Source organism: Mesorhizobium sp. M0678 (genome assembly GCF_040320505.1).
Lineage (GTDB): Bacteria > Pseudomonadota > Alphaproteobacteria > Rhizobiales > Rhizobiaceae > Mesorhizobium.
This window is the reverse complement of record NZ_JAMYPT010000009.1, coordinates 163,696-188,523: the sequence shown is the minus strand read 5'-3', so window position 1 is coordinate 188,523 and position 24,828 is coordinate 163,696. Positions and strand designations below refer to the sequence as shown.

The window sequence follows — 24,828 nt, the reverse complement described above, 5'->3', positions numbered from 1 at the left end:
AACGCAGGCTTCGCCCCCTTTCGAACTTAGACCATAGGCTTAGGATCGCGAAGGGTGTTCCAGGCCGGAGCGCTTTCCAACGCCGTATATTTCCCGGTTGCGATCTCCTGACATATTTTCACTAGTGCTCCGCCAGCGGCGCGCGCAAGTGAGCCGCCCACGCTTATCCGCCGTACACCGGCCTCGGCAATCTGATCGAATGTGAGGTCGGAAACACCTTGGCCAAGGACATGGTTCACTGGTGCACTGACAGAGCTGCAAATCTGCTCGAGAGACGCCAGGTCCGGGACGCCCGGCGCATACAGCACCTCAGCGCCAAGAGCTTCGAAGGCCTTCAGGCGGCGAATTGCCTCGTCGAGACCATATACGCCTTTACCCATCCCATCGGCGCGGGCGGTGAGTACGATGTCGTGTTTTCGAGCAGCTTCAACCGCCGCTGCTACACGTGCCACCGCCGTATCAAAATCGCGTATTGGCTGGCCGGGATTTGGTTGTCGATCTTCGATCGAAAGTCCAGCCAATCCCGCTTCGGCGGCAAGCCGGACGGTTTCAGCCACGCCTTCTGGTGTGTCTTCGTAACAATCTTCCAGATCGGCAGTGACTGGCATGATCGTCGAGGCTGCGATCTCGGCAGCGTATGCCAAGCTTTCGTCGCGGCCGACTTCCTTTGCCCCGTCCTTCTTCCCCTTCGAAAAGGCGTAGCCCGAAGATGTGGTCGCCAGCGCCCTAAAACCCAGACTAGCCATCATCCGCGCGCCGGCTACGTCCCAGGGGTTTGGCATCAGGAAGCAGCCGGATTTATGAAGAGCGCGAAATTGTTCAACCTTCTTGGATCGGGAAATCACACTGCCCTCTCAGATTTGGACAAAAAGCCGGGTTTAAATAGATGCGGATGATTGCAGCTTTTCAATCGTCCGCTTCTCGCCTGACTGCGACCCTGCGGATTCGTCGGCATCTTTCCGCCGGGCGCTACAGGCAGACCACTATGGCGCCTTGCTCTCATGACCCGAACACCCGAAGACCGAATGTCCGACATGCAACGAACCCGTCTCCGCAAGGTGCAGCAAGTGCTGCAAGCTTCGGAAATACCCGCTTACAGACCGCTTGCGAAATTATGCGATCCGCAACCGCGCCCGCAGCTGCGCGACGAATTGCGTCGCTGCCACAGGGTGGAACAACGAGGTCAGCCCGAAGAAAACCGCAGCACCGGCAGTGCCGCCGGCGACAAGCGAGAAGATCGCCGGCACGTCGCCGGCAACCATGCTGGCAAGCTTGGCGGCCACCCCCGTGCTGAGCGAGATGACCACCGAGACACCGATGTCGCGCCATGGCACCGGCACCGGTGTGAGTCGCTCGCTGATGATAATGCAGGTTATGGAGCCCACCACCGAGCCGCCCGCCAGCGCCAAAGCGGCGCCGATCTCCGCCATCGGGGGGATCAACAGCAGGGACAATGCGATTGTTGCCACCGAGCCGAAGAGATTGGCGATGATCAGCAGCCACGGCCGCTTGTGCGCGTGCACCACGACGCCATAGACGAAGCTGGTGAGGTTGGCGCACAGCACGCTGAAGGCAATGATCGGAAACAGCAGGCCGAAGCGGCCGTGATATTGCGAGGGCAGCATGAGCTCGGTGATATCGCTGCTGAGCGCGACCAGCATCGCTGCAATCGGCAGGCAAAGCCGCATCATCAAGGCCATTAACTGCGACAGCAACCGACCCGATGCCGCGGGCCCATCCTCGTCGAACCGGCTAACCACCTCGGGAAAGGCGCCCATGTTGATGGCGTTGGCGACCATATCGATCGGCTGGCGGGCCAGCGCATAGGCTGCCGCGAAGATCGCCACGGCGCTGGCATCGTAATAGAACTTGAGGAACAGACGCTCCGCGCTGTTGAGCCCGAAGCCAACCAGCGCCATGATGATCAGCGGCACACCGAGCGCAAAGAAGTCCCTGTGGGTGAAGCGCGGCGGACCGGCAACGAGCCGTCGCGATGCCATGATGCCCGCCACGATGCCGGCAATCAAGGCGCCGAAACTCGAGCCGAGCGATACCGTCAGAAAGCTATCCTGGAAGATAAGGATGGCGCCGATCGGCAGCGCGAGTTGCAGCAGGGCACGCAGGGCTTCGAGCATCGAATAGACCGAATGGCGCTGCTGCATCTGCAGCACCGTCAACGCGAAGCGGCTGATGGACCCGGCGACCAGATAGCCGCAGACTGCGATCGCGAACTCGACCCAGCGTTCAGGCACGATCACCGCCGACGCGCCTATCGATATGACCAGCGCCAGTGCCGTGGTGGCAAGCAACACCTGCCCGGCCAGCATCAGGCTGCCGCGGCTGACTTCGCCCTTGCCGCCAAGCCTGAGTAAGGCGATGCGCAGCCAGTTGGTGACGGCAATGTCGGTCATTTCGCCGACGGTCACCACCAGGGTGAGCAGGCCATACTCGGTCTGGTCGATCAAACGCGTCACGACGACCAGCAGGAGCAGCGCCGAAATTCGCGTCAGCAGGATCGCCGGAGCATAAATGAGCGTGGAACGGAGCAGCAAGGGCGTGTCCCTGGAAAACTCACCTTCGACTAGCCGCCGACTGGCGGAAAATCCAGCCCGATGACGCCGAAGGGTGAACAGATTCAGTTTGAACTAAAAGATTTGCCGTAAACCTTATCGGGAACGTTTGCTTTGCAGTTACCCGGTCTGTGTTATTTAGAGTACCATCATGTTGCAGCGCCTCATATCCGATCGAAAAATACATGTCCTGGTCGCGACGCCCTCGGGCGTTTCGGGGCAGGGCGGCATCGACCGCATCATGGGGGCGCTGAAGCAGGAGTTCGAACGGCAAGAAATCGCCGACATCGATGTGTGCTTCCTTGCCAGTCGTGGCCCGGGGCATGTCGGACTTTCGATCTTCTATATGCTCGGTTTTTGCTTACGGATGCTTAAAGCGCGTCTGGCTGGACGCGCCGATGTCATTCATATCAACATCTCAGTTTCCGGCAGCACCTACCGCAAGATGGTGATCGCCGCCTGCGCACGGCTCCTGTCGATACCCTATGTCCTGCATTTGCACGGGGCGCAGTATCAGACATTCTGGAAAGCCGACCGCGGTTTCATAAGCCGCCGTATCAAAGCTCTGTTCGAGCATGCCGATCGGGTGATCGTTTTGGGCAGGCTTTGGCGCGATTTCGTCGCCAGCCGGGCGCCGGGCGCAGCCGGCAATATCGTGATCGTGCCCAATGCGACCGAAGTCCCGTCGCTGGCGCATGTCGGCGGCGGCGACCATGTGCATATCCTGTTCCTGGGCCGCATCGGCGACCGCAAGGGCGTACCGCAATTGCTCGAGGCACTGCACCGCATGAGCCCTGTCAAGAATTGGCGCGCCACGATTGCCGGCGATGGCGAAGTCGAGGCGGCACGGGCAAAGTCAGCCGCGCTGCGGATTGCAGACCGGATCGCCTTTCCGGGTTGGGTGGGACCGGACGATGTCGCATCGCTGATTTCTTCGGCCGATATTCTGGTTCTTCCATCCTTCGCCGAAAATCTGCCGATGTCGGTGATCGAAGGCATGGCAGCCGGTTTGGCGGTGGTGGCGACCCCGGTTGGCGCCGTCGAAGACATAATCACCGACGGGCAATCCGGGCTGCTGGTGCCGCCAGGCGATGTTACAGCGTTGACCGAGGCGCTGAGCCGCCTCGCGGAGAACCCGGCACTGCGGGCAAGGCTTGGTGCCGGTGCAATGGCGGTGCATCGGGAACGGCTTGAGCTCGCCCCGTTTGTCGGCGCAATCTGCGATGTCTGGCGGTCGGCGGCGTCAAGCCGTCAACCGGTCAAGCGCTGACGCCGATGATGAAGGCGGCGCTTCAAGCCTGAATTCGCGGTGGAATATCTCCAAATTCAACAGCGCCCATATCAGCTTTTCGTGGTCTGCAGCACGCGTGGTGTGTTCCGAGACGATTTGATCTAGCTGTTTCGGACTCAGATAGCTGCGGATGACGGAGTGGGGCGAGCAAAGATGGTCATGCACGTAGTTCCTCATCGATCCGCGAAACCATTCGGCGACCGGTACCTTGAACCCGACCTTGCGGCGGCTGAGAATTTCTTCCGGGAGGATATTGGCCATGCTGTCCCGCAGGATCTGCTTGCTGTGCAACCAACCCAGCCTGTAGCGATCGGGCAATTTGCTGACGAATGAAACCAGGTCTCGATCGAGGAACGGCATTCTTCCTTCGATTGAACCGGCCATCATCATGTGGTCGCCTCGTTCCAGGAGATTGTCAGGCAGCCACGATGTCTGATCGAAAAACAGCACGCGGCGAAGATGGGAAGCCGCAGCGCTTGACGAGAACGGAAAGTCGTTGCGCTCATAACGGCGATTTGCGGACGCGCCGATCAGGCAAGCGCGCTGCTGCGCCGAAACGGCTCCAAACCAGGAGACCATCCGGGCGGCAAAGTGCCTTTCGCCCGCGGTGCGGGCAAACGTATCGACCTTGGCCGACGCGCCCGGCATGGCGCGTATCAAAGGGGAAAGGACGTTATCGTGCAGCGAGGCTGGAACAAGCGACTGGTAGATCCCGGCCAGTGATTCCGCGCGATGCTTGGGATAGCCGCCGAGAATCTCGTCGGCTCCTTCTCCGGTGAGCACCATCTTGACGTCCTGGGCGGCGCGCTCCGACATCAGGTAAATTGGAATATCGCTGCTTTGCGAAACAGGTGCACCACGTTGGCGAACCATCGCCGGCAGGTGATCCATCAGATCGCCTGGCTGGATGACAAGTTCGCAATGATCGGTCTTGAAATGATCGGCAACGCGCCGGGCGAATGCAAGTTCGCTATAGGCCGCGTCGTCGAACCCGACGGAAAACGTGCGAATGGGCGTAGCGCTGTGCCTGGCCATCAGGGCGACGATAGCCGAGGAGTCGAGTCCTCCGGAGAGAAAGGCCCCAAAAGGTGCATCGCTGCGCATCCTGATCTCGACGGAATGGTCGAGCAGTTCCAGAAATCGTTTCTTGGCGGTTTTTCCGTCGATCCGCTCGGTCAGGGCCACCTGATCCGGAGGCGTATAGTAGCGCGTTTCCTTGACCACCCCTTGCGACCAGACAGCATAGCTTCCGGGATTGAGCTTGCGGATCTGTTTAAAAAGCGTGCGTGGTCCCGGCACATAACGCCAGTTCAGATACTCGTCCACCGCATCCAGATCGAGTTGCTGCGCATCTTGCAGCGCCGACAACAATGCGTTGATCTCCGAGGCAAACAGCAGCAATCTTTCGCTTTGCATGAGGTAAAGCGGCTTTTCCCCGAAGGGATCCCGGCCGAGGATCAATTCCTGCCTCTGAGCATCCCAGAGTGCAAAGGCGAACATGCCGCTCAGCCGGTCGAACATGGACAAGCGCCACTGATCGTAGGCTCGGAGCAGCACCTCGGTGTCGGAGCGCGTTCGAAAATGATGGCCAAGGCCGATCAGTTCCTGGCGCAACTCGATGTAGTTATATATCTCTCCGTTGAAAATTATTTTGAGACGGCCGTCCTCAATCTGCATTGGCTGATTTGACTCAGGCGCCAAGTCAATGATCGCCAGGCGGCGATGGACCAATGCCAATTGTTCCTCGCCGGTATTCAGGTCCAATATCTCGGTGCCTTCGGCATCGGGACCGCGATGCCGCAATGCGCTTGACATTCTGGCGGCCCGCTCTTGTGGATTTTTAGCCCTTCGACCGATCCATCCGGCAATTCCACACATTGTTCCCCCTAGGCGCGCGCATTCCTCACTTCAGTACAACAAATGTGTTAAACACTTCGTGCCAATACAACCCAACCGGGAGAAAGCTGCCGCGGGCCGTTCCTCGATCGAGCCTGGCGGTCAGGGGTTTGCCACCGGTTGTTCGCTGGTGAGGGCGAGTGACGGCACCTATGGCAGGCCCAATGCCTGCAGCATCTCCGGGTCGGGAACCGGGGGACCATCGGGCGGGATGAGGCTCATCCCATAGGGATTGGAGAACTCCCAGACAGACCATGGGATCGCGAAGCGTTCGGCCTCTCGGCGCACTGCCTTGAGATAGCGCGAACGGTCGGCCTCAAAGGCGCCCATGCGGCCGTCCACGGACATGAGGATAGCGCCGAATTCGCCCATGAAGAGCCGCCGGCTGGGAATGCCGTGGCCTTCAGCCCAGTCGACAGCCTGGCGAAAGCTCGCCTCCAGTTGGCTCTGGCCCCAGTTCTGCTCGAAATAGTTCGCGATTGCTTGTCGCGCGGTGGCCATGTTCATGACCTGCTCGACCCTGCTCAAGCCGGCAGCTTCCATCCGCGCTCTAAGGGTTTCGGTCACCACTTCGGGTGTACTGCTGTCGGCCGGCCAGGGAAGTCCCGAAGCAAAGCTGATCGTGTCATCGGGCCGCTGGTGGGTGAAGCTGTGAGGCTCATACATATGGAAGCTGTAATAGAGGTTTGGGTCATCAAAGCTGGGGCTGAGGTTGACCAATCCGGCAATGCTGCCGCCGCAGGCGCCGGTTGCAACGATGGTAAGTTCGCTGCTGACCGCTCGAATGTCGTGGACGGTCCCTGCCATGATCCGCTGCCAGTGATCGCTGCCGCTCGCATCGCAAGGGTAGTATGCGGGCTCGTTGTAAGGTTCGAGGGCGACTTTGTCGGTGCCGATCTTGACCAGCATGGCGGCGACCGCCACAACCATTTGACGATAGCGGGCAACGCCCTCGCTGTCGGCGCCGCCATAGATCATCTCCATGCTGTAGTCGGGAATCTGAGTGACGCCATGCAGGTCGAAAACCACCTTGAGGCCGGTCGACGTGATCCGCTCGACGGCGGCGGCAAGTATGTCCAGCGCCTGCTGCCGCTTGGCGTCCCCGTTGGCAAGCAGCGGGCCGGGATCGACGCTCAGCCGGACGAAGTCGAAGCCCATCGATCGGATGTGGGCAAACACCTCCCCGGCCGGCCGGTCAGTGAGCGGCCTGCGTTCCGCAAGCCACTCCTTTTCGCTGCGATAGGGCGGCCAAACGTAGGTTCCGTCTTTCTCCACCGGCGACCAGTTGAGCCACTGATGCACGCCAACGCCGCGCTTGAGAGGGATGGGCTCTGCCTCGGCCGCCACAAGCAAGGCGAGCACCCAGGCAACAACATACACCGCTTTTCGCATCGCTCCCTCCGCATGCTCGCGGGAGATATTAACCGCAACGAACGGGAAAGAAGATTGCCGGCCCGCAGCTTTTCGACGGCATGGTATACAAGGACCGAAACGTTGACGGGGCGTGCATGAGAATCGGCTGGTACATCAACCGATTGCGCAGCATGGGACCGGCCGAGGTGTTGCACCGGCTGGGCGAGCAACGTCGAAGGATCGTGTCGCGCCGCCGCGATGATGGGTGGGAGCGCTATCCATCGCCGCAGTTGCACCCAGTGCTGCCCGGATTTCGCCATGCTGCGCTGGCAGCGACCGACGCTCAACGGCAGGCCATAGCGGCGGCCGCGCAAGAGATGCTTCATGGCCGGTTTTCGGCACTCGGGCGGACATGGCCAAAGCGTGAGCCCGATCTTTTGTTTCCTGCTGAGCTTTGGCGTCTTGATCCGGTAACCGGCAGGCTTTGGCCTGGCGCCGAGGCTCATACTTTCGATATCGATTTTCGCGATGGCGGCGACCTTGGCGATATAAAATATGTCTGGGAGGTCAACCGGCTGCAGCAATTGCCAGTACTGGCTGCACACCTGCTCCTCAGCGAGGACAATCGATCCCGGAGTGCCATTGAGGCGGCAATCGGCAGTTGGCATTCCGCCAATCCGCCGTTCCGAGGCATTGGCTGGGCTTCCGGCATCGAAGTAGCGCTGCGAGCCATCAGCCTGATCGTCACCCTGGACCTTATCGGTGACCGGCTTGACCCGGCGACGCTGCGGAAAGCTGGTGAGATACTCGCGGCAAGCGCCTTTTGGCTGCCGCGGTTTCCGTCGCGATATTCCTCCGCCAACAACCATCTCGTCGCAGAGTTGGCTGGCGAATATCTGGTTGGCCTGGCGCTCGGGGCCGAATCCGAAATTGCCCGCAGCGCCCTCTTAAATGAGACGCACAAGCAGATTCTTGCCGACGGCGCCGGTGCCGAGCAAACGCCGACCTATGCAGCCTTCAGCGCCGAACTCATCTTGCTGTGCGCCGCCGCGGCACGCCAGGCGGGAACGCCGTTTCCCTCGGCCGTCGAAGCGCGCCTGGGCGCCTTCGCCAATTTCGTCGGCTGGCTGCCACAGAAAGCCGCCCGCTTCGGCGACGACGATGAGGGCCATGTGCTGAAGCTGGGCGACGAGCCGAACTATATCCGATCCGTCGCGGCCGCCATCCACGGCTTACTGGGGACGCCGGGCAACGCGCCGGAGCCTGACGATTTTCGTTCGCTTTTCTTTGGTGCGCCGTCAGGCCCGGCGCCCGCGGTGCATGGCTTGCAGACATTCACGCAAGGCGGGCTCTCCGTCTGGCGCGGAGCAATGAATGGCCGCAATGTCGAACTGACGTTCGACCATGGACCGCTCGGCTATCTCTCGATAGCGGCGCACGGCCATGCCGACGCGCTGTCGCTCACCCTGTGCATCGACGATGAGCCGGTGCTGGTCGATCCCGGCACCTGGCTCTACGGTTCGGGAGGCGCATGGCGCGACTGGTTCCGCTCCACACCGGCGCACAACACGCTGAACATCGAGGGCGAGAGCCAAAGCACCATCGCTGGAAATTTCAACTGGTCGCACAAGGCAGTCGCAGCGCTGGTGGAGAGCGAGCCGGGACCGCACTGGAGGCTGAGCGCCCGGCATGACGGCTATAGAAGCCGCTTCGGCGTCGTGCATCAGCGCACTTTGGCGCGCCAGGCCGATGGCATCCTCATCACCGACCAACTGCTCGGCGGTAGGCGCCAGTCCGAGATCGTCTTCCAACTGGCCGCCGGCCTCCATGCCGACCGGCACGAAGATACGGTCACGGTATTGCGCGGCGACGAGGTACTGTTGGCCATCCGCTTTCCTGATGCTGCGCTCGATATCGGCGCGGGCGGTGACATGCCGGGCCAAGGCGGTTGGGTTTCACTGCGTTTTGGCACTAGGCAGCAAGCCGAACGCCTCGCCTGGCACGGTGAAGTGGGCGAAGCCGGGATCGATATCCATCTTGCCCCAATTCACCCGCCGCAACAGCAAAAACCGGTGCCAACGTAGAGTTGCCGGGCGAGTTCCAGCCGTATTCGACATTAATTACGTTTGGACATTTAGCGGTTTCGTTACCGTTGATCTGCTAGTCTCGCACCATCCAGCCTGCTTTGCCCGCTGCGCCCACAACAGCCACTGGTTGCAGGCGGCGTAGCGAGTTTGGCGGGAATTTTGTGCTTTGCTATTCGCCAGATCGCCTTCTTACGACTTACGACCAGGAGCCGCTGCATCAATGTTTTCCGAATTTGCCAGAGCGATTGTGGAAAAGCTTTCGAACGTCAATCTGACCACGCTCGGCCTGCTTCTCCTCACCGCACTGGGCAGCGCGGTGATCGCCTACTGGCGAACTGCCGAACATAAGTCCCTCAGGGACTTTTTCGACTTCGCCTTCCCACAGGAAGTCATCCTGCACCCGTCGGCGCGAGCCGACGCCCTGTTCTGGATCACGAAACGGGCGATGATGCCTTTCCTGCTTATTCCTGCCGGCGTCACCTTCGTCGTCGCGGTGGGCTATGGCACACGTGAGGCAATTGGCTGGCTCCTTAACATCCACGCGCCGCTTCTCGGCGGCCCGGCGGGACCGGTGACGATCGTCATCTTCACCGCAACCATGCTGGTCGCCTATGATATTTCATACTACCTCTACCACGTCGCCCAGCACCGTTTCCCGTTCCTGTGGGAATTGCACAAGGTACATCATTCGGCCGAAGTGATGGTGGGGATCACCAAGGACCGGGTTCATCCGCTGGACGATCTGATGAACCGTATGTGGGATGGCGTCATCCCGGGCATCTGCTTCGGTGTCTGGAGCCTGATCGCACTCGATCCGGTAGAGGTCGCTATCTTCGGCATCAACGTCTACGTCATCCGCAACATCCTGATGATGGACTTTGTTCGCCATACGCATCTCAAGATATCGTTCGGCCCGTTGAACAACATCATCCTGTGTCCGCACTGGCACCAGGTGCATCACAGCATCGACCCGCGTCACTACGATAAGAATTTCGGCCTGCTTTTTTCGTTCTGGGATCGTCTGTTCGGAACGCAATTTGTCCCGGAGCCGGATGAAGACCTGAAATTTGGCCTGGTCGATCGCGATGTGCGCGATTACCAGTCGATCTTTGGGCTCTACATCCTGCCGCTCAAGAAGATGGCAAGGCATGTCATGCGACTGTTTCACAGACGGCCCAATGTGGTCGCGCAGCCACAGGACAGTTCTCCTTCATGAACACCGCTGTTTCCATCGACGTCCTAGGCGCGGAGCGCCTGGAAATCGTCCGTTCGGCGGATCGCCTGGCTGCGGTCGAAGCCGCTTGGATGGAGCTTTGGCATCGTACCGACGGGCTGATCTTTCAAAGCCATGCCTGGATTTCGGCATGGTGGAGTACCGTACAACGCCGTGACCAGCGCGCGTTGCGGATCGGCCTGGTCTGGAAGGGCGAGAGACTCGTTGCTGTCGTTCCGCTGGCGATCGGCAGGCGCAGGGGGCTGCGGTTTCTCGAATGGGCGGCCGGCAGCTATACCGACTATGGGGATATTCTCGTTGCTCCGGAATGCTCGTTATCGGCGCTGCAGGAGCTATGGACCCAACTCTGCGATGCCGGCGGCTTCGACCTTGCCTTGATCAATCGTCTCTCACCGGATGCGGCGGCCCGCAAAATTTTCACGCCGGGAGCTTCCGGCGGCATCAGGCTTCGTCCGTTTCACCGAACGGAAGTCAGCTATCGCGTTGCCGGACAATGGGAAAGCGGAGCGGCATGGTTCGCGGACCAGTCGAAAAAGACGCGCCAGAACTATCGGCGCGGCATCAAAGCGCTGGAAGAAACCGGAGAGGTGAGATTTCGCCTGCTTGCCCCCGACGAGCCGCTGCAACCGGTACTGGAGCGCCTCGCGGCCTTGAAGCGGAAATGGCTGACCGAGCGCATGCGTGAGTCAGACCTGTTCGAAGAGGGCGTGCCGGTACTCGCCGCGCTCGTCGATGCGTTGGCGCGCGCCGGCGTGCTGCATATCTTCGTCCTCGAATGCAATGGCGTGATGGTCGCGGTGTCGATCAACTTCGTCCAGCACGACGTGATGATGGCCTTCGTGACGACGTTCGATCCGGATTTCGGCCGGGCGTCGCCGGGCGTGATCCTGTTGATGGATTACGTGCAGTGGTCGATCGATCACGGCTTGAGCATGGTCGATTTCCTCTGTGGCGCAGAGTCGTTCAAACACAAATTCTCAACGCAGGCGGTTACGCTGGAATCCGTCATCGGGACGCGCACGGCACAGGGCGCGCTTGCATTTCTTGCCGATCGTGTTCTTCAGACCGTCAGGCATATGCGCGAGCGGTCATCGGCACCACCAGAGGGACGCGATACGCCCACTCAAGCCGAAGCAGCCTTGGATTAAAGCGCGTCGTGTTCGATCGGCGTCATGCGGCGCGCTTTAGATTCTTGCTTTTATACATGTCGTTATCGCAAAACCGCTGCACACTTTTGCGCGACATGCTTTAGAACGGTTCATCGTTTCACGGAATCGCAGAACAGCTCCATCTTTTGTTTTGACGCAATTCCGGACGAAAACCGTTCACACTTTTCCTGGAATTGCTCTAGCGGCCCGCTCGCAAAAAGCTCAAATGAAGCGCGGTATCGGACCGTTTTGCGGCGTGGTTCGGTCGCCGAGGTCGAGGAAGATTTCGTCGATGTAGCACCATCCCCAACCTTCCGGCGGATCGTAGCCTTCGATGACAGGATGGCCGGTTGCCCGAAAATGCTTGGTGGCATGACGGTTGGGCGAGTCGTCGCAGCAGCCGACATGGCCGCATGTGCGGCAGAGCCGCAGATGCACCCACTGCGAACCGCTCTTCAGGCATTCCTCGCAGCCGAGCGCGCTCGGTGTCACGTCGCGAATGTCCCCGGCGTGCTTGCATTCGTCTGCCATCATACGCTCCTGACCAGTTGTGGCGCCACGGCGAGACTGCCGTTTCGCGCGAGATATGCATGCAGCGCTGCAACCACCTGGGCGCCTTCGCCGACGGCAGCGGCGACGCGCTTGATCGAGCCGGAGCGCACGTCGCCGATGGCGAACACCCCGCCGCGGTTCGTCTCCAGCGCACCACGGTCCTGGCCAATGTCAGGCCCGGTGCGAACGAAGCCCTTCGCGTCCAACGCCACGCCGCATTGCGCCAGCCAGTCGGTGTTCGGATCGGCGCCGATGAACAGGAAGAGGTGGCGGATCGGACGTGCTGTCTCGGTGTCGCGGCTGCGCCAGCGCACTTTGCCAAGATTGCCGTCGTCGCCTTCCAGTGCCGCAATCTGCGTCTCAGCCAGCACTTCGATGTTCGGCTGTGCCCTGACGCGCTCCACCAGATAGCGCGACATGCTCGCATCGAGGCTGCTGCCGCGCGCCAGCAGCCATACCTTCTTCACATGCGCCGCCAGGTAGACGGCAGCCTGACCAGCCGAATTGCCGGCGCCGACCAGGGCTACCTCTTGCCCGGCGCAAAGCCGCGCTTCGATCGGCGAAGCCCAGTAATGCACGGAGGTTCCCTCGAATTGCGCCAGGTTTGCCATGTCGAGGCGGCGATAGCGCGCTCCGCTGGCGATCACCACCGACCGTGCCCGCACGGTCTCCCCGCCGCCGACGGCGAGCGTGTAGTGGGCACCGGACGTGTCGCTTGCGCTGCCCAGCAGCTTCGCCTCGTCCGGTATCACCATCTGACGCCGAATTTCTGCGCCTGGTTGTAAGCGCGCGCCATCAGCGCCATTCCCGAAATGCCGGTCGGAAAACCGAGGTAGTTCTCGATGCGCGAGGAGGCACCCGCCTGTCCGCCGAAGGCACGGCAATCGAGCACGATCGTCGACAACCCTTCGGAAGCCGCGTAGACGGCCGCCGCGAGGCCGGCCGGTCCGGCGCCGACAATGGCCACGTCGTACAGCTTGCCGGCGTCGATCGGCCTCACCAGGCCGATGCAGCGGGCAAGCTCGTTCTCTCCGGGATTGAGCAGCAGCTTGCCGTTCGGACAGAGCACGATCGGCAAATGGTGGATATCGACATGGAAGCGTTCGATCAGGGTCCTGGCGCAGGGATCGGCAGCCGAATCGAGAACGCGATGCGGCTGACCGCTGCGAGCCAGAAAACCTTGCAGCCTCAAAACGTCGCCGCTGTTGACCGGTCCGACAATGATCGGGCCGGCTGTGCCGCTCTCGAGCAGGCCGACACGGCGCAGGATCAGCGCCCGCATGATGCGCTCGCCGAGGTTTGCTTCCTGCACCATCAGGTCCCTCAGCCTTTGCGAGGGGATGACGAGCGCCTCGACCGGCTCGACCGCCTCCACATCCACCAGTGAGGGTCGGGCTGAAAGCTGCGCCAACTCGCCGACGAAATTGCCTGCACCGTGCGTGACGATTGTTTCGCGCCGGCCGAAGCTGCCGCCCTGGATGATATCCACCTTGCCGGACAGGACCACGATCAGACCGGGCGCCAGCTCGCCGGCTTTGACGATCTGTTCGCCTGCAGCATAGGACACGGCTTCGCCGAAACGGCCCATGCGGTCCAGGTCCGCCTCAGCCAGCACTGGAAACATCTGATCGCGACGGGCAATGGAGATCGGATTGGCGGGTTGAGACATGGTTCGAACCTATCGCCGGTTTCCGACAGTTTGAAGCGGTTTTTGCGGCTTGCGGCCGGTAGGAACCTGGCTCGCCTGTCGGTAAACGCTGTGTCCTTCGCATGCAGTTAACTGACGGCGGCGGTGCGAAGGTGTCGTCGCGACGTGCCTCACAATCCGTTGCATCTCCTTGACTTGTTTGATTTGCGCATCCCGGCAAACCCGGCGCATGCTGCTTCAGCCGGCACCTGCCTAAGCCGGCCAGGCCCGGCGGGCCGTCCTGTGTCAAACTCTCGGCCGCCGGGCTTCTGGACAGCAGAAAACGGCCTGTGTCCGAGCACTCCGCAAACTGGCCTGCGGCCTGTTGTTCGGCGAGTGCTCAGGCAGCTACCTGAAGCACAATCTTGCCGCGCGTGTGCTGCTTCTCGAGCTGTTCCTCGGCCCTGGCGACTTCCTCAAGAGGATAGATTGCCTGTACGAATGGCCTGACCTTCCCGGCGTCGATGAGGCGGCTGATCTCGGCAAGCTGCGCCGCGTTCGGCTTGGTCAAATAGGAAACGCCGCGAGCCCGATGCAGGCGGGCCTTCTCCGCCGACGGCTCGGAAAGCGTTGAGACGAGCGTCCCGCCGGGCTTGAGCACGTCCCACGAGCGGTCCTGTGTTTCACCCGCTACCAGGTCGAAGACGAGGTCGACGTCCTCGACAAGCTCCTCGAAGCGCTGGTTCTTGTAATCGACCGCCTGGTCGGCGCCAAGCGCGCGGACGAAATCGAAATCCTGCGCGGACACGGTCGTCGCGACAAACGCGCCCGCGGCCTTTGCGAACTGCACCGCCAGATGACCGACGCCGCCGGCGCCGCCATGGATAAGGACCCGCTGCCCGGATTTGAGGCCGCCGTGATCGAAAAGGCCTTGCCACGCGGTAAGGCCCGCAAGTGGCACGGCGGCGGCTTCGGCGTGGCTTAAGCGTTGCGGCTTCGCCGCCGCCTCCGTTGCCTTGACGACGACATATTCGGCGTTGCCGCCGCGGTCGTTGCCGAGCATGGCATATAGCGGATCGCCCTTCTTCAGCATATGGGCCCGCGTGCCGCACAGTTCCACCACGCCGGATACGTCGCGGCCGAGCGTGACGGGCAGATCCGCGCCCGAAGAGCCCTCGCGAACCTTGTAGTCGACGGGATTGACGCTTGCCGCGTAGACCTTGAGCGTGACCTCGTCGTCATGCGGCTGAGGCAACGGAACCGCGTCCAGCGAAAGAACCTCCGGTCCACCAAAATCGTGGATACGGACGGCCTTCATCGTAATCATGGCTTGCTCCTCGTCGGTTTGCAGTCCAGTTCGCTCTGAACAGTTTCGCCGGCAGGCCGGCGTCTATCCAGCCGGCGGTTCGGTCGTAGCAAAGGCCGGCCGGTGGTGCGCCGTCAGTGTATCGTTTGCGAATGCTCGCCGCCGGGTTGCGAGATGCCGCTCAGCGCTTCACCTGCTGTCGCCGTCTCGCTGTTGGTGGCGAGGTCGCCCAGCGAAACGATGCCGACCAGGCGCTTGTCGCGGTTTAGCACCGGCAAGCGGCGCACTTTCAGGTCAGCCATGTTACGCAGAACATCCTCCGCGTCTTCGTCTTCGAAGCAATACCTGACCTCGGTGCTCATCACTTCCCGTACCTTGGCGTCAGGTGTCTTGCCTTGGGCGACGCCGCGGATTGCGATGTCGCGATCGGTTACCATGCCGACAAGCCGATCGTTCTCGCCCACCGGCATTGCGCCGGCGTCGAGGCGACCCATCATTTCTGCCGCATCGCGCAGGGTTTGCTGCGGACTGGCGATCTCGACGTCCTTTGTCATGCAGTTGCTAACTTTCATTTTAACCTCCGTTGGTTGCAGGGCCCGCCGCGGGTTTCCATGATGGAAGGGTGAATGAGCGCCAGCGCAAAACGTTCCATGGCAAGACCCGTTTCGAGCGCTTCGCCGAAATCACCCTTGCCATCCTCCACCCGACCGCCCTACAGGCGGTCGGCCCGGGAAAGGTCGGTTCCGAAGGAATTTCGGAAGGCGTGCCGGGAGGAACTCCGATCGGCTCCTGGTCCGGCGTCGGAATTGGATCCGGCGAGGGCGGGGGTACGCCTGGAGGTTCTCCCGGCGGAGTCTCCGGCGGGGCAGGCGGCCGGGCCGGCTCCGGATTGGGATTGTCCGGCAGTGGATTCGGGTTATTCGGATCGGGATTGTTCATCGATCACTCCCCTGACAACTGTGACCTGATCTCCGCCAAGAGCGGGTTGCCGCAGCGGCGAGCAGGCTCTCTTGTCCTAAACCAAGGGGAAGCAAAAGCGTTCCCGCTTCCGACGCCACGCGCGGTGCCAATCTATCGGGCGGTTCCCAGGCTGGCATACATTCCGTTGGTGCGGAATTGCGTCGGGTTGATGCCGTAGAGGCGGCGGAAGACCTTCGAAAAGTAATTGGCATCCTCAAAGCCGCACATGATGGCGACTTCCTTGACCGGCAGGAAATCGGCCTTCGTCAGCAACTTCGCCGCGCGCTGCAGTCGCTGCTGCAGCACAAATTCGGCGGGCGGAAGTCCCTCGCTCTCGGCGAAGCAGCGCGAGAAATGCGCGCGGCTCAGGCCGCTGATCTCAGCGAGATCGGCAACGCGGAGCGGCCTGTCGAGATTGGCCCTGATGTGATCGATGACCGGCTGCATGGCGCTCTTGTCGTCGGTGACGGCATGCGAGCCGAAGACATCGTCGTAGAGCGCCATGGCTGCTTCATAGGCGACGGCCGAGGCGGCTCCCGGCGAGACCGCGCCCGTGATCAGGCGCACACTGCAATCAGCCAGATGATCGATCGTCGAGGGCTGCAGCCGCAGCACCGGACCGACGGCGGCAAGGATCGACTTGTGGATGCGCAGTGCCTCCTCGCCGTTCATCGATATCCAGAAGAACTCCCAGCGTTCGCCCTTGGCCAGCCAGTAACGGTGGTTGTGCGGCACGAGAACCAGCAAAGTGTCGCCCTTTTGCAGGCGGTAGTTCCGGTTCTCGTAGCGCAATCGGCCGGTGCCGCTGATCGTATGCTGGAGCACGGTAAACGGCGTCAGGCCGCGCTTGCGCCCATCCCAGTCGTAGACCTCGTTCTCGCGCACTTCATAGCCGGTGCTTGTCGGCATGGTGTGTAGGCGCTGGCGCCCGCGCGGCAGCGATACCGTCCTGCCCGCCGGCCCGATGTCGATCAAGTTCCGCAGCACAAAATTACCCCTAAAAGCATAATCCTTCTCTGGTCGCGTGCCGAATAAGGCGCATAATCCCTCGAGAAAAGCAAAAGAAACCGCGGTCAAAGAGCGGATGGGAGGAAGTGCCGGATTCCAGCCTGCATAGCGTGGCAGGCGGGCCAGGCCTCTTTTCTCCGCCTTTGCCCTAGCATTCGATCAGGTCGAGGTGAGGCTGATGAGTTTCAAGATCGCTATCATCGGTGCGGGAAGCGTCGGGTTCACCAAGAAGCTCTTCACCGACATTTTGTGCGTTCCTGAATTCAGGGATGTCGAATTCGCATTGACCGATCTCAGCGAGCGCAACCTCCAGATGATCAAGTCGATCCTCGACAGGGTCGTCGAATTCAACAGGCTGCCGACCAAGGTTACGGCAACGACAGACCGCCGTGCTGCCCTCGAGGGCGCCCGCTACATTATCAGCTGCGTTCGCGTCGGCGGTCTCGAAGCCTATGCGGACGATATCCGCATTCCCTTGAAGTATGGCATCGACCAGTGCGTCGGCGACACGATCTGCGCCGGCGGCATCCTCTATGGCCAGCGCAACATTCCGGTAATCCTCGATTTCTGCAAGGATATCCTCGAAGTCGCCGAGCCTGGGGCGAAATTCCTGAACTACGCCAATCCGATGGCTATGAACACCTGGGCGGCGATCGAATATGGCAGGGTCGATACCGTCGGCCTCTGCCACGGCGTCCAGCATGGCGCCGACCAGATCGCCGAAGTGCTCGGCGCCAAGTCGCGCACCGAGCTCGACTACGTCTGCTCCGGCATCAATCACCAGACCTGGTTCATCGACCTGCGTCTCAACGGCCGCAAGATCGGTAAGGACGAGCTGGTTGCCGCCTTCGAGGCGCATCCGGTCTATTCGCAGCAGGAAAAGCTGCGCATCGATGTCCTGAAGCGCTTCGGCGTCTATTCGACCGAAAGCAACGGCCATCTTTCCGAATACCTGCCCTGGTATCGCAAGCGGCCGGACGAAATCACCCGCTGGATCGACATGTCCGACTGGATCCACGGCGAGACCGGCGGCTACCTTCGTTATTCGACCGAAACACGCAACTGGTTCGAAACGGAGTTCCCGCAATTTCTGGAATCCGCCGCCAGGCCGATAGACCCCGCCAAGCGCTCCAACGAGCATGCCAGCCACATTCTCGAGGCGCTGGAGACGAACCGCGTTTATCGCGGCCATTTCAACGTCAAGAACAACGGCATCATCACCAACCTGCCGCAGGACGCGATCGTCGAGTCGCCCGGCTTCGTCGACCGCTTCGGTATCAACATGGCCTCCGGCATCACGCTGCCGGAGGCCTGCGCCGCCACTTGCATTTCCTCCATCAACGTCCAGCGCATGTCGGTTCATGCGGCGATCTCCGGCGATATCGACCTGCTGAAGCTCGCGGTCCTGCACGACCCGCTGGTCGGCGCGGTTTCGACGCCGGAAGAGGTTTGGCAAATGGTGGACGAAATGGTCGTCGCCCAGGCTCGCTGGCTGCCGCAATATGCCGATGCGGTGCCGGCCGCGAAGGAACGGCTTTCGAAATCCAGGATCAAGACCCGCGAATGGGCCGGTGCGGCAAGGCGCGACGTCCGTTCGATCGAGGAATTGCGTGCGGAAAAAACGGCTCTCAAGCAGGCCGTGTGAATTTCACCGGGTGGATCGCGGCGAGCTTTCGGGAGAATTTTCCGCACCCGTCTGTACATTCGTTCGAGGAGAAATGGAGCGCGTCAACGCGCTCCTGAACAAACAGGGAGGAGAGACGATGAGGAATTTTCGAAACATTGGCATTCTCGCCGGGCTGGCGCTTAGCGTCTCGGCCTCGGCGCTGAACGCGTATGCATCCGAGCCGACCGTGCCGCCGGTGCCCGCGCAATTCCCCGCCGAGGGAAAGATCAAATACGTCGCGCGCGACTCCATCCTGGAATTCAAGGCACTGCCGGAATATCACGAACCGGATTGGGTCACCGAGAAATACGTCAAGGCGGGCAAGCTGCCGCCGGTCAAGGACCGTTTGCCTAAGGAGCCGCTGGTCTTCAAGACCGGCAACATGCCGGATGGCATCGGCGTTTACGGCGATACGATGCGCCATGTCATCGGCGGCCGGCCGGAAGGCTGGAATTATGGCGCCGGCCAGACGCAAGGCTGGGGCGGCATCGACATCGGCCTTTCCGAATGCCTGACGCGCACCGCGCCGCTTTTCCAGGTCGAGGCCAAGGACACGGAGCCGCTGCCGAACCTCGCCAGGAGTTGGGACTGGTCCAAGGACGGCCACACGCTGACGATGCGTCTGGTCGAGGGCGCGAAATGGTCGGACGGCGTTCCATTCAACGCCGACGATGTGATGTTCTATTGGGACGACGAGGTGATCGACCCCAATGTGTCGCCGCTGAACGGCGCGACGCAGGAGACCTTCGGCGTCGGCACGACGTTGAAGAAAATCGACGACTACACCGTCGAGTGGACGTTCAAGGACGCCTTTCCGAAACAATACCTTTACGCCATGGCTTACGGCACCTTCTGTCCGGGCCCGTCGCATATCCTCAAGCCGCAGCATCCGAAATATTCGAAGAACACCTACGAGCAGTTCAAGAACGCGTTCCCGCCGGAATATATGAACATGCCGGTGATGGGTGCCTGGGTGCCGGTGGCATACCGCCCCGACGACATCATCGTCATGCGTCGCAATCCGTACTATTGGAAGGTCGACGAGAAGGGCAACCAACTGCCGTATCTCAATGAACTGCACTACAAATTGTCGACCTGGGCCGACCGCGACGTTCAGGCCGTCGCGGGAGCCGGCGACTTCTCCAATCTGGAGCAGCCGGAGAACTTCGTTGCCTCGCTGAAGCGCGCGGCGCAAAAGGACGCACCGGCACGGCTTGCGTTCGGCGCGCGGCTGATCGGCTATAATCTGCGCATGAATTTCTCAGCCAATGGCTGGGGCAACCCCGACGAGCGCGGGCAGGCGATACGCGAGCTGAACCGCAACGAGGATTTCCGCAAGGGCGTCACCATGGCGCTGAACCGCAAGGCGCTCGGCGACTCGCTGGTCAAGGGTCCGTTCACTGCCATCTATCCGGGCGGCTTATCCTCGGGCACGAGCTTCTACGACCGGAAGTCGACGGTCTACTACCCCTTCGATCTCGAAGGCGCCAAGGCGGAACTCGCCAAGGCAGGCCTGAAAGACACGGACGGCGACGGCTTCGTCAATTTTCCTGCAGGTACCGCCGGCGGCAAGAATGTCGAGATCGTGATGCTCGTCAACAACGACTACACTACCGACAAGAGCCTTGCCGAAGGTGTAGTCGCCCAGATGGAAAAGCTAGGGCTTCGGATCGTGCTCAACGGACTCAACGGCACCCAGCGCGATGCCTCGCAATACTCCGGCCGCTTCGACTGGCTGGTACGGCGCAACGATCAGGAGCTGACTTCCGTCGTCCAGAATACCGATCAACTGGCCCCGGTCGGTCCACGAACCAGTTGGGACCATCGTGCGCCGGAAAACGGCGAGGTCGATATGATGCCTTTCGAGAAGGACCTCGTCGACATCGTCAACAAATTTGTCTCGTCCGCGGACAATGACGAGCGCGCCAGCCTGATGAGAGAGTTCCAGAAGATCTCGACCGAGCACGTCTACAATGTCGGCCTGACGGAATATCCCGGCGCGCTGATCATCAACAAACGCTTCTCCAACATCCCGCAGGGCACGCCGATCTTCATGTTCAACTGGGCCGAGGATTCGATTGTCCGCGAGCGGGTCTTTGTCGCTGCCGACAAGCAGGCCAAATACGAGCTGTTCCCCGAAGAGCTTCCCGGCAAGCCCGGAGACAAGGGCCCGATGAACTAGGTTTACCTCCCCTGACTGAGAACTCCGGCCGCGCCAGTTGGCGCGGCCGGACAAAGCAAACCTCCGTACGCTCAAAGAGAGCGACCGGCTAGACAAGGAAGCGGACCGACCGATGTTGCGATTCCTGCTCACGCGCATAGCGTCGGCGATCCCGGTCCTCGCCATTCTGAGCCTGGTCACCTTCGCCATCATCCAGGCGCCGCCGGGCGACTATGCCGACTACATCCGCTCGCAGTTGATCAATCAGGGCGGGGCCTCATTCGCCGAGGCCGACGCGCAGGCCAAGGCCTATCGGATAGAACACGGTCTCGATAAGCCGCTGCCCGTCCAGTATCTCAACTGGATCGGCGGCATCATCACCCGCGGCGATTTCGGCTACAGCCTCTATTACAATAAGCCGGTGGCCGATGTGGTGGGCGAGCGCCTGCCGCGCACGCTGCTCCTGGCGCTGGTGTGCCATCTGCTGGCATCGGTCCTCGGTATCACCTTCGGCATCTGGGCGGCGACCAGGCAGTACAGCTGGATCGACAGTACGCTGTCAGCGATTTCCTTCCTCGGCATGACGGTGCCGCGCTTCCTGATGGCGCTGATCATCGTTTATTTGCTGGTCTTCCAATTCAACGTCTCCGAGATCGGCAGCTTCTTCTCGCCGCAATTTGGCGGGGCGCCGTGGTCCTGGGCGAAGTTCGTCGATCTCGTCCGGCATGTCTGGCCGGTTGTCGCCATCGCCACCTTCGGCGGGCTCGCCTACAACATGCGGGTGATGCGCGGCAATCTGCTCGACACGCTGAATGCGCAATATGTCGAAACCGCTCGCGCCAAGGGCCTTAGCGGCGGTGCGGTCGTGATGCGCCATGCGGTGCCCAATGCGCTGCATCCGCTGGTCATGTATCAGGGCGTGGTGCTGCCCTATATGCTGACCGGCGAGATCGAGACCGCGATCATCTTTGCCCTGCCGACCGTCGGCCCGGCGATCGTTGGCTCGATGGCGGTGGGCGACGTCTATGTCACGGCGACATTCATGATGGTGCTGTCGGCGACGCTGATCGTCGGCAACATCATCGCCGACATGCTGCTCGTCATGCTCGATCCGCGCGTGCGCCAATATGCAGGGTCCTGAGATGCTTGCTTTCGAGCCCTCGCTGCCGCCAATTGCCGAGGAACCGGCCAAGATCAAGCCGCGCGGCAATGAGAGTTACATCGCACTCGTCTGGCGCCGCCTGAAACGGTCCTGGACCGGCATGGCCGGGCTCATCCTGGTCGCGTTTCTGGTGCTGCTGGCGGTGTTTGCCGACTTCTTCGCACCGATGGATCCCAAGGTGACCGATGTCGGCTTCGCCCCGCCGCAGATGATGAGCTTCCATGACAAGGACGGCAACTTCGTCTTCCAGCCACGCGTCTATGCCCTGGCGGATTCGGAAGACCTCGACCCGGTCACCTTCCAACCCGTCGTCGGGCCGGACTACGACCATCCGCGGCTGCTCGGCTTCTTCGTCAAGGGAGCGGAGTACAAACTGCTCGGCCTGCTTCCCGCGAACCGGCACTTCTTCGGCTCGACCGACGGCCAGCCGGTGCACTTCCTTGGCACCGACAAATTCGGTCGCGATGTGCTGGCTCGTGCGATCTATGGTTCGCGCATCTCGTTGATGATCGCATTGACCGTGGTCTTCATCGTCACCGTGATCGGCACGACGGTCGGCATGGTGTCGGGCTATTTCGGCGGCACATTCGACGTCTGGGTCCAGCGCTTCGTCGAACTGGTGCTCGCGTTTCCGCAATTGCCGCTTTATCTGGCGCTGACCTCGCTGGTTCCGGTGACGGCGCCGACGAATGTTTTCCTGGCCTTCGTGATTGTTGTCATGTCGGCACTCGGCTGGGCGCAGATGTCGCGCGAAGTGCGCGGCAAGACCCTGGCACTGGCGCGGATCGACTACGTTCGTGCGGCGATGGCGGTCGGCGCCACAGATGGCCGCATCATCATGCAACACATTTTTCCGAACGTGATGAGCCACGTGATCGTTGCGGTCACGTTGGCAATCCCCAGCGTGGTCCTGCTCGAATCCTTCCTCGGTTTTCTCGGCTTCGCGGTGAAGCCGCCGCTGATCTCCTGGGGCCTGATGCTGCAAGACACCGCGACCTATTCGGTCATCGGCACTTATCCCTGGATCCTTTCGCCGGTCGGCTTCGTGCTTGTCACCGTCTTCGCGTTCAACGCGCTTGGGGATGGACTGCGCGATGCGGTCGATCCTTATTGAGCATGACATGATGCAACACGCGCTCGTCAAATCCTTCGCACCGCCTGTCCGGCTCGACCATGACGGCCGTTCGGAAAACCCGGTCATTGATGCCCGCAACATCGCCGTCGATTTCAAGGTCGAACACGGCATGATCGTAGCCGTCAAGGACATCTCGTTCCAGCTCTATCGCGGCGAGACGATCGCCATTGTCGGCGAGTCGGGATCGGGCAAGTCGGTGACGGCGCGCACCGTCATGGGACTGTTGTCGAAGCGCGCAGTCGTGTCGCCGAAATCGACTGTCGAATACAACGGGGCGAACATCCTGAAATTTTCCGAGCGTGCGCGGCGCAAACTGCGCGGCGACCGCATCTCGATGATCTTTCAGGAGCCGATGAGTTCGCTCAACCCGATCTACACGATCGGCAGCCAGATCGTCGAGGCGATACGGGTGCATCGCAAGATGAGCCGCAGGCAGGCCGAAGCAAGGGCGCTCGAGCTGCTGCAGCAGGTGCAAATCCCTGAACCCCAAGCGCGGCTGAAACAATACCCGCACCAGCTTTCCGGCGGTCAGCGCCAGCGTGTAATGATCGCCATGGCGCTGGCCAACGATCCCGATGTGCTGATCGCCGATGAGCCGACGACGGCGCTCGACGTCACGGTTCAGGCGCAGATCCTCAATCTCATCCGAAACCTGCAGAAGAAACTGCGCATGGCGGTGATCCTGATCACGCACGACCTGACCGTGGTGCGGCAGTTCTCCGACTATGTCTACGTCATGCAGCATGGGGAGATGCGCGAGCACAATGTGACGGAGAAGCTGTTCGCCAATCCGCAGCATCCCTACACCTGTCACCTGCTTGCCTCCGAGCCGCGCGGCCAGGCAAATCCGTTGCCGGAAGGCGCCGACGTTATTCTTGAAGCTAGGAATGTGCGCGTCTCCTTCATGCTGCGGCATGGCACGTTCATGAGGCCGGACCTGCGCGAACTCGTCGCCGTCGACAGCCTCAGCCTGACCCTTCGGCGGCACGAGACGCTGGGTCTCGTTGGCGAATCCGGATCGGGCAAGACCACCTTCGGCGAGGCGTTGCTCAGGCTCAACACCACGGACAGCGGCGAGATCTATTTCGATGGCCAGCCGATCCATGGCTGTTCGCGCGCGCAGATGCGGCCGTTGCGGTCGCGCATGCAGGTCGTCTTCCAGGATCCGTTCTCGTCGCTCAACCCGCGCATGACGATCGGCCAGATCATCGAGGAAGGGCTGGTCGTCAACCGCATGGGCGCCACCAGGAACGATCGGATCGAGCGGGTGCGCGAGGCGCTGATCAGCGCCGGCATGCCCGGCGATATCCTCTCGCGCTTCCCGCACGAGTTTTCCGGCGGCCAGCGCCAGCGTATTGCGATTGCCCGCGCCGTCGCGCTCGAACCGGAATTCATCGTACTCGACGAGCCAACATCGGCGCTGGATCTCTCGGTCCAGGCGCAGATCATCGAATTGCTGCGCAAGCTGCAGCGCGAACGGGGCCTGAGCTACATCTTCATCTCGCACGACCTCAAGGTCGTGCGGGCGCTGTGCCACCGCGTCATCGTCATGCAGCACGGCAAGATCGTCGAAGAGGGGCCGGTCGACGAAGTCCTGTCCCATCCCAAGACCGCTTACACCGAACGGCTGGTCAAAGCCGCTTTCGAGGTAGCCTAATTGCTTATGCCGGAG

The 24,828-nt window shown here is 61.3% G+C and carries 16 protein-coding genes and 2 pseudogenes; 9 read left to right on the top strand and 9 right to left on the bottom strand.

The features are described from left to right. Positions 1-26: 26 nt before the first annotated feature. Together NKI29_RS18405 and NKI29_RS18400 are read right to left on the bottom strand one after the other, a co-directional pair. The gene (locus NKI29_RS18405) at positions 27-845 is read right to left on the bottom strand and encodes an isocitrate lyase/PEP mutase family protein (protein WP_352796899.1); all 819 of its coding nucleotides are present in this window, start codon (positions 843-845) and stop codon (positions 27-29) included. Between the two features lie 267 nt (positions 846-1,112). Next, positions 1,113-2,552, bottom strand: coding sequence for a lipopolysaccharide biosynthesis protein (locus NKI29_RS18400; protein ID WP_352746142.1), 1,440 nt, complete (start codon positions 2,550-2,552; stop codon positions 1,113-1,115). A 169-nt stretch (positions 2,553-2,721) separates the two neighbouring features. On the opposite strand from NKI29_RS18400, the gene NKI29_RS18395 reads away from it, so the two are divergent. Continuing rightward, positions 2,722-3,840: a glycosyltransferase family 4 protein gene (locus NKI29_RS18395; protein WP_352647588.1), complete on the top strand. Its 1,119-nt coding sequence runs from the start codon at positions 2,722-2,724 to the stop codon at positions 3,838-3,840. Here the strand turns inward: NKI29_RS18395 and asnB are convergent. Then, entirely contained in the window at positions 3,814-5,739 is a 1,926-nt protein-coding gene (gene asnB, locus NKI29_RS18390) for an asparagine synthase (glutamine-hydrolyzing) (protein ID WP_352796896.1), read from the bottom strand. The genes NKI29_RS18395 and asnB overlap by 27 nt on opposite strands. Positions 5,740-5,907: 168 nt before the next feature. After that, on the bottom strand, positions 5,908-7,149 hold the full coding sequence (locus tag NKI29_RS18385) for a glycoside hydrolase family 5 protein (RefSeq protein WP_352796894.1): 1,242 nt from the start codon (positions 7,147-7,149) through the stop codon (positions 5,908-5,910). Between the two features lie 116 nt (positions 7,150-7,265). On the opposite strand from NKI29_RS18385, the gene NKI29_RS18380 reads away from it, so the two are divergent. From NKI29_RS18380 to NKI29_RS18370, 3 genes are all read left to right on the top strand, one after another. After that, positions 7,266-9,194: a heparinase II/III family protein gene (locus NKI29_RS18380; protein ID WP_352796891.1), complete on the top strand. Its 1,929-nt coding sequence runs from the start codon at positions 7,266-7,268 to the stop codon at positions 9,192-9,194. A gap of 223 nt (positions 9,195-9,417) precedes the next feature. After that, complete coding sequence (locus NKI29_RS18375) at positions 9,418-10,413, top strand: sterol desaturase family protein (RefSeq protein ID WP_352569046.1); 996 nt, start codon at positions 9,418-9,420, stop codon at positions 10,411-10,413. 185 nt (positions 10,414-10,598) lie between these two features. Next, positions 10,599-11,579 carry a GNAT family N-acetyltransferase gene (locus NKI29_RS18370; RefSeq protein ID WP_352796888.1) on the top strand — a complete coding sequence of 327 codons (981 nt, stop codon included), beginning with the start codon at positions 10,599-10,601 and terminating at the stop codon, positions 11,577-11,579. A gap of 222 nt (positions 11,580-11,801) precedes the next feature. Here the strand turns inward: NKI29_RS18370 and NKI29_RS18365 are convergent, their stop codons facing one another. The 5 genes and pseudogenes from NKI29_RS18365 to NKI29_RS18345 form a co-directional block, all read right to left on the bottom strand. Beyond that, complete coding sequence (locus NKI29_RS18365) at positions 11,802-12,113, bottom strand: UBP-type zinc finger domain-containing protein (protein WP_352796886.1); 312 nt, start codon at positions 12,111-12,113, stop codon at positions 11,802-11,804. Next, positions 12,110-13,800, bottom strand: a pseudogene (locus NKI29_RS18360) (FAD-dependent oxidoreductase). The gene NKI29_RS18365 and the pseudogene NKI29_RS18360 overlap by 4 nt, the downstream one beginning before the upstream one ends. A gap of 358 nt (positions 13,801-14,158) precedes the next feature. Then, on the bottom strand, positions 14,159-15,085 hold the full coding sequence (locus NKI29_RS18355; RefSeq protein ID WP_352635917.1) for an NADP-dependent oxidoreductase: 927 nt from the start codon (positions 15,083-15,085) through the stop codon (positions 14,159-14,161). A gap of 113 nt (positions 15,086-15,198) precedes the next feature. Continuing rightward, positions 15,199-15,636, bottom strand: coding sequence for a CBS domain-containing protein (locus NKI29_RS18350; protein ID WP_031211895.1), 438 nt, complete (start codon positions 15,634-15,636; stop codon positions 15,199-15,201). Positions 15,637-16,135: 499 nt separating this feature from the next. Further along, positions 16,136-17,139 (bottom strand): annotated as a pseudogene (locus NKI29_RS18345) (AraC family ligand binding domain-containing protein). Between the two features lie 71 nt (positions 17,140-17,210). Between NKI29_RS18345 and NKI29_RS18340 the strand changes: the two are divergent. From NKI29_RS18340 to NKI29_RS18320, 5 genes are all read left to right on the top strand, one after another. Next, positions 17,211-18,677, top strand: a complete 1,467-nt coding sequence (locus tag NKI29_RS18340) for an alpha-glucosidase/alpha-galactosidase (protein WP_352449637.1) — start codon at positions 17,211-17,213, stop codon at positions 18,675-18,677. Between the two features lie 118 nt (positions 18,678-18,795). Further along, positions 18,796-20,880, top strand: a complete 2,085-nt coding sequence (locus tag NKI29_RS18335) for an ABC transporter substrate-binding protein (protein WP_352587338.1) — start codon at positions 18,796-18,798, stop codon at positions 20,878-20,880. A 112-nt stretch (positions 20,881-20,992) separates the two neighbouring features. Then, positions 20,993-22,000: an ABC transporter permease gene (locus NKI29_RS18330; protein ID WP_031211897.1), complete on the top strand. Its 1,008-nt coding sequence runs from the start codon at positions 20,993-20,995 to the stop codon at positions 21,998-22,000. A gap of 1 nt (position 22,001) precedes the next feature. Next, positions 22,002-23,135, top strand: coding sequence for an ABC transporter permease (locus tag NKI29_RS18325; RefSeq protein ID WP_352576427.1), 1,134 nt, complete (start codon positions 22,002-22,004; stop codon positions 23,133-23,135). Between the two features lie 10 nt (positions 23,136-23,145). After that, positions 23,146-24,813, top strand: coding sequence for an ABC transporter ATP-binding protein (locus NKI29_RS18320; RefSeq protein WP_352569193.1), 1,668 nt, complete (start codon positions 23,146-23,148; stop codon positions 24,811-24,813). Positions 24,814-24,828 lie beyond the last annotated feature (15 nt).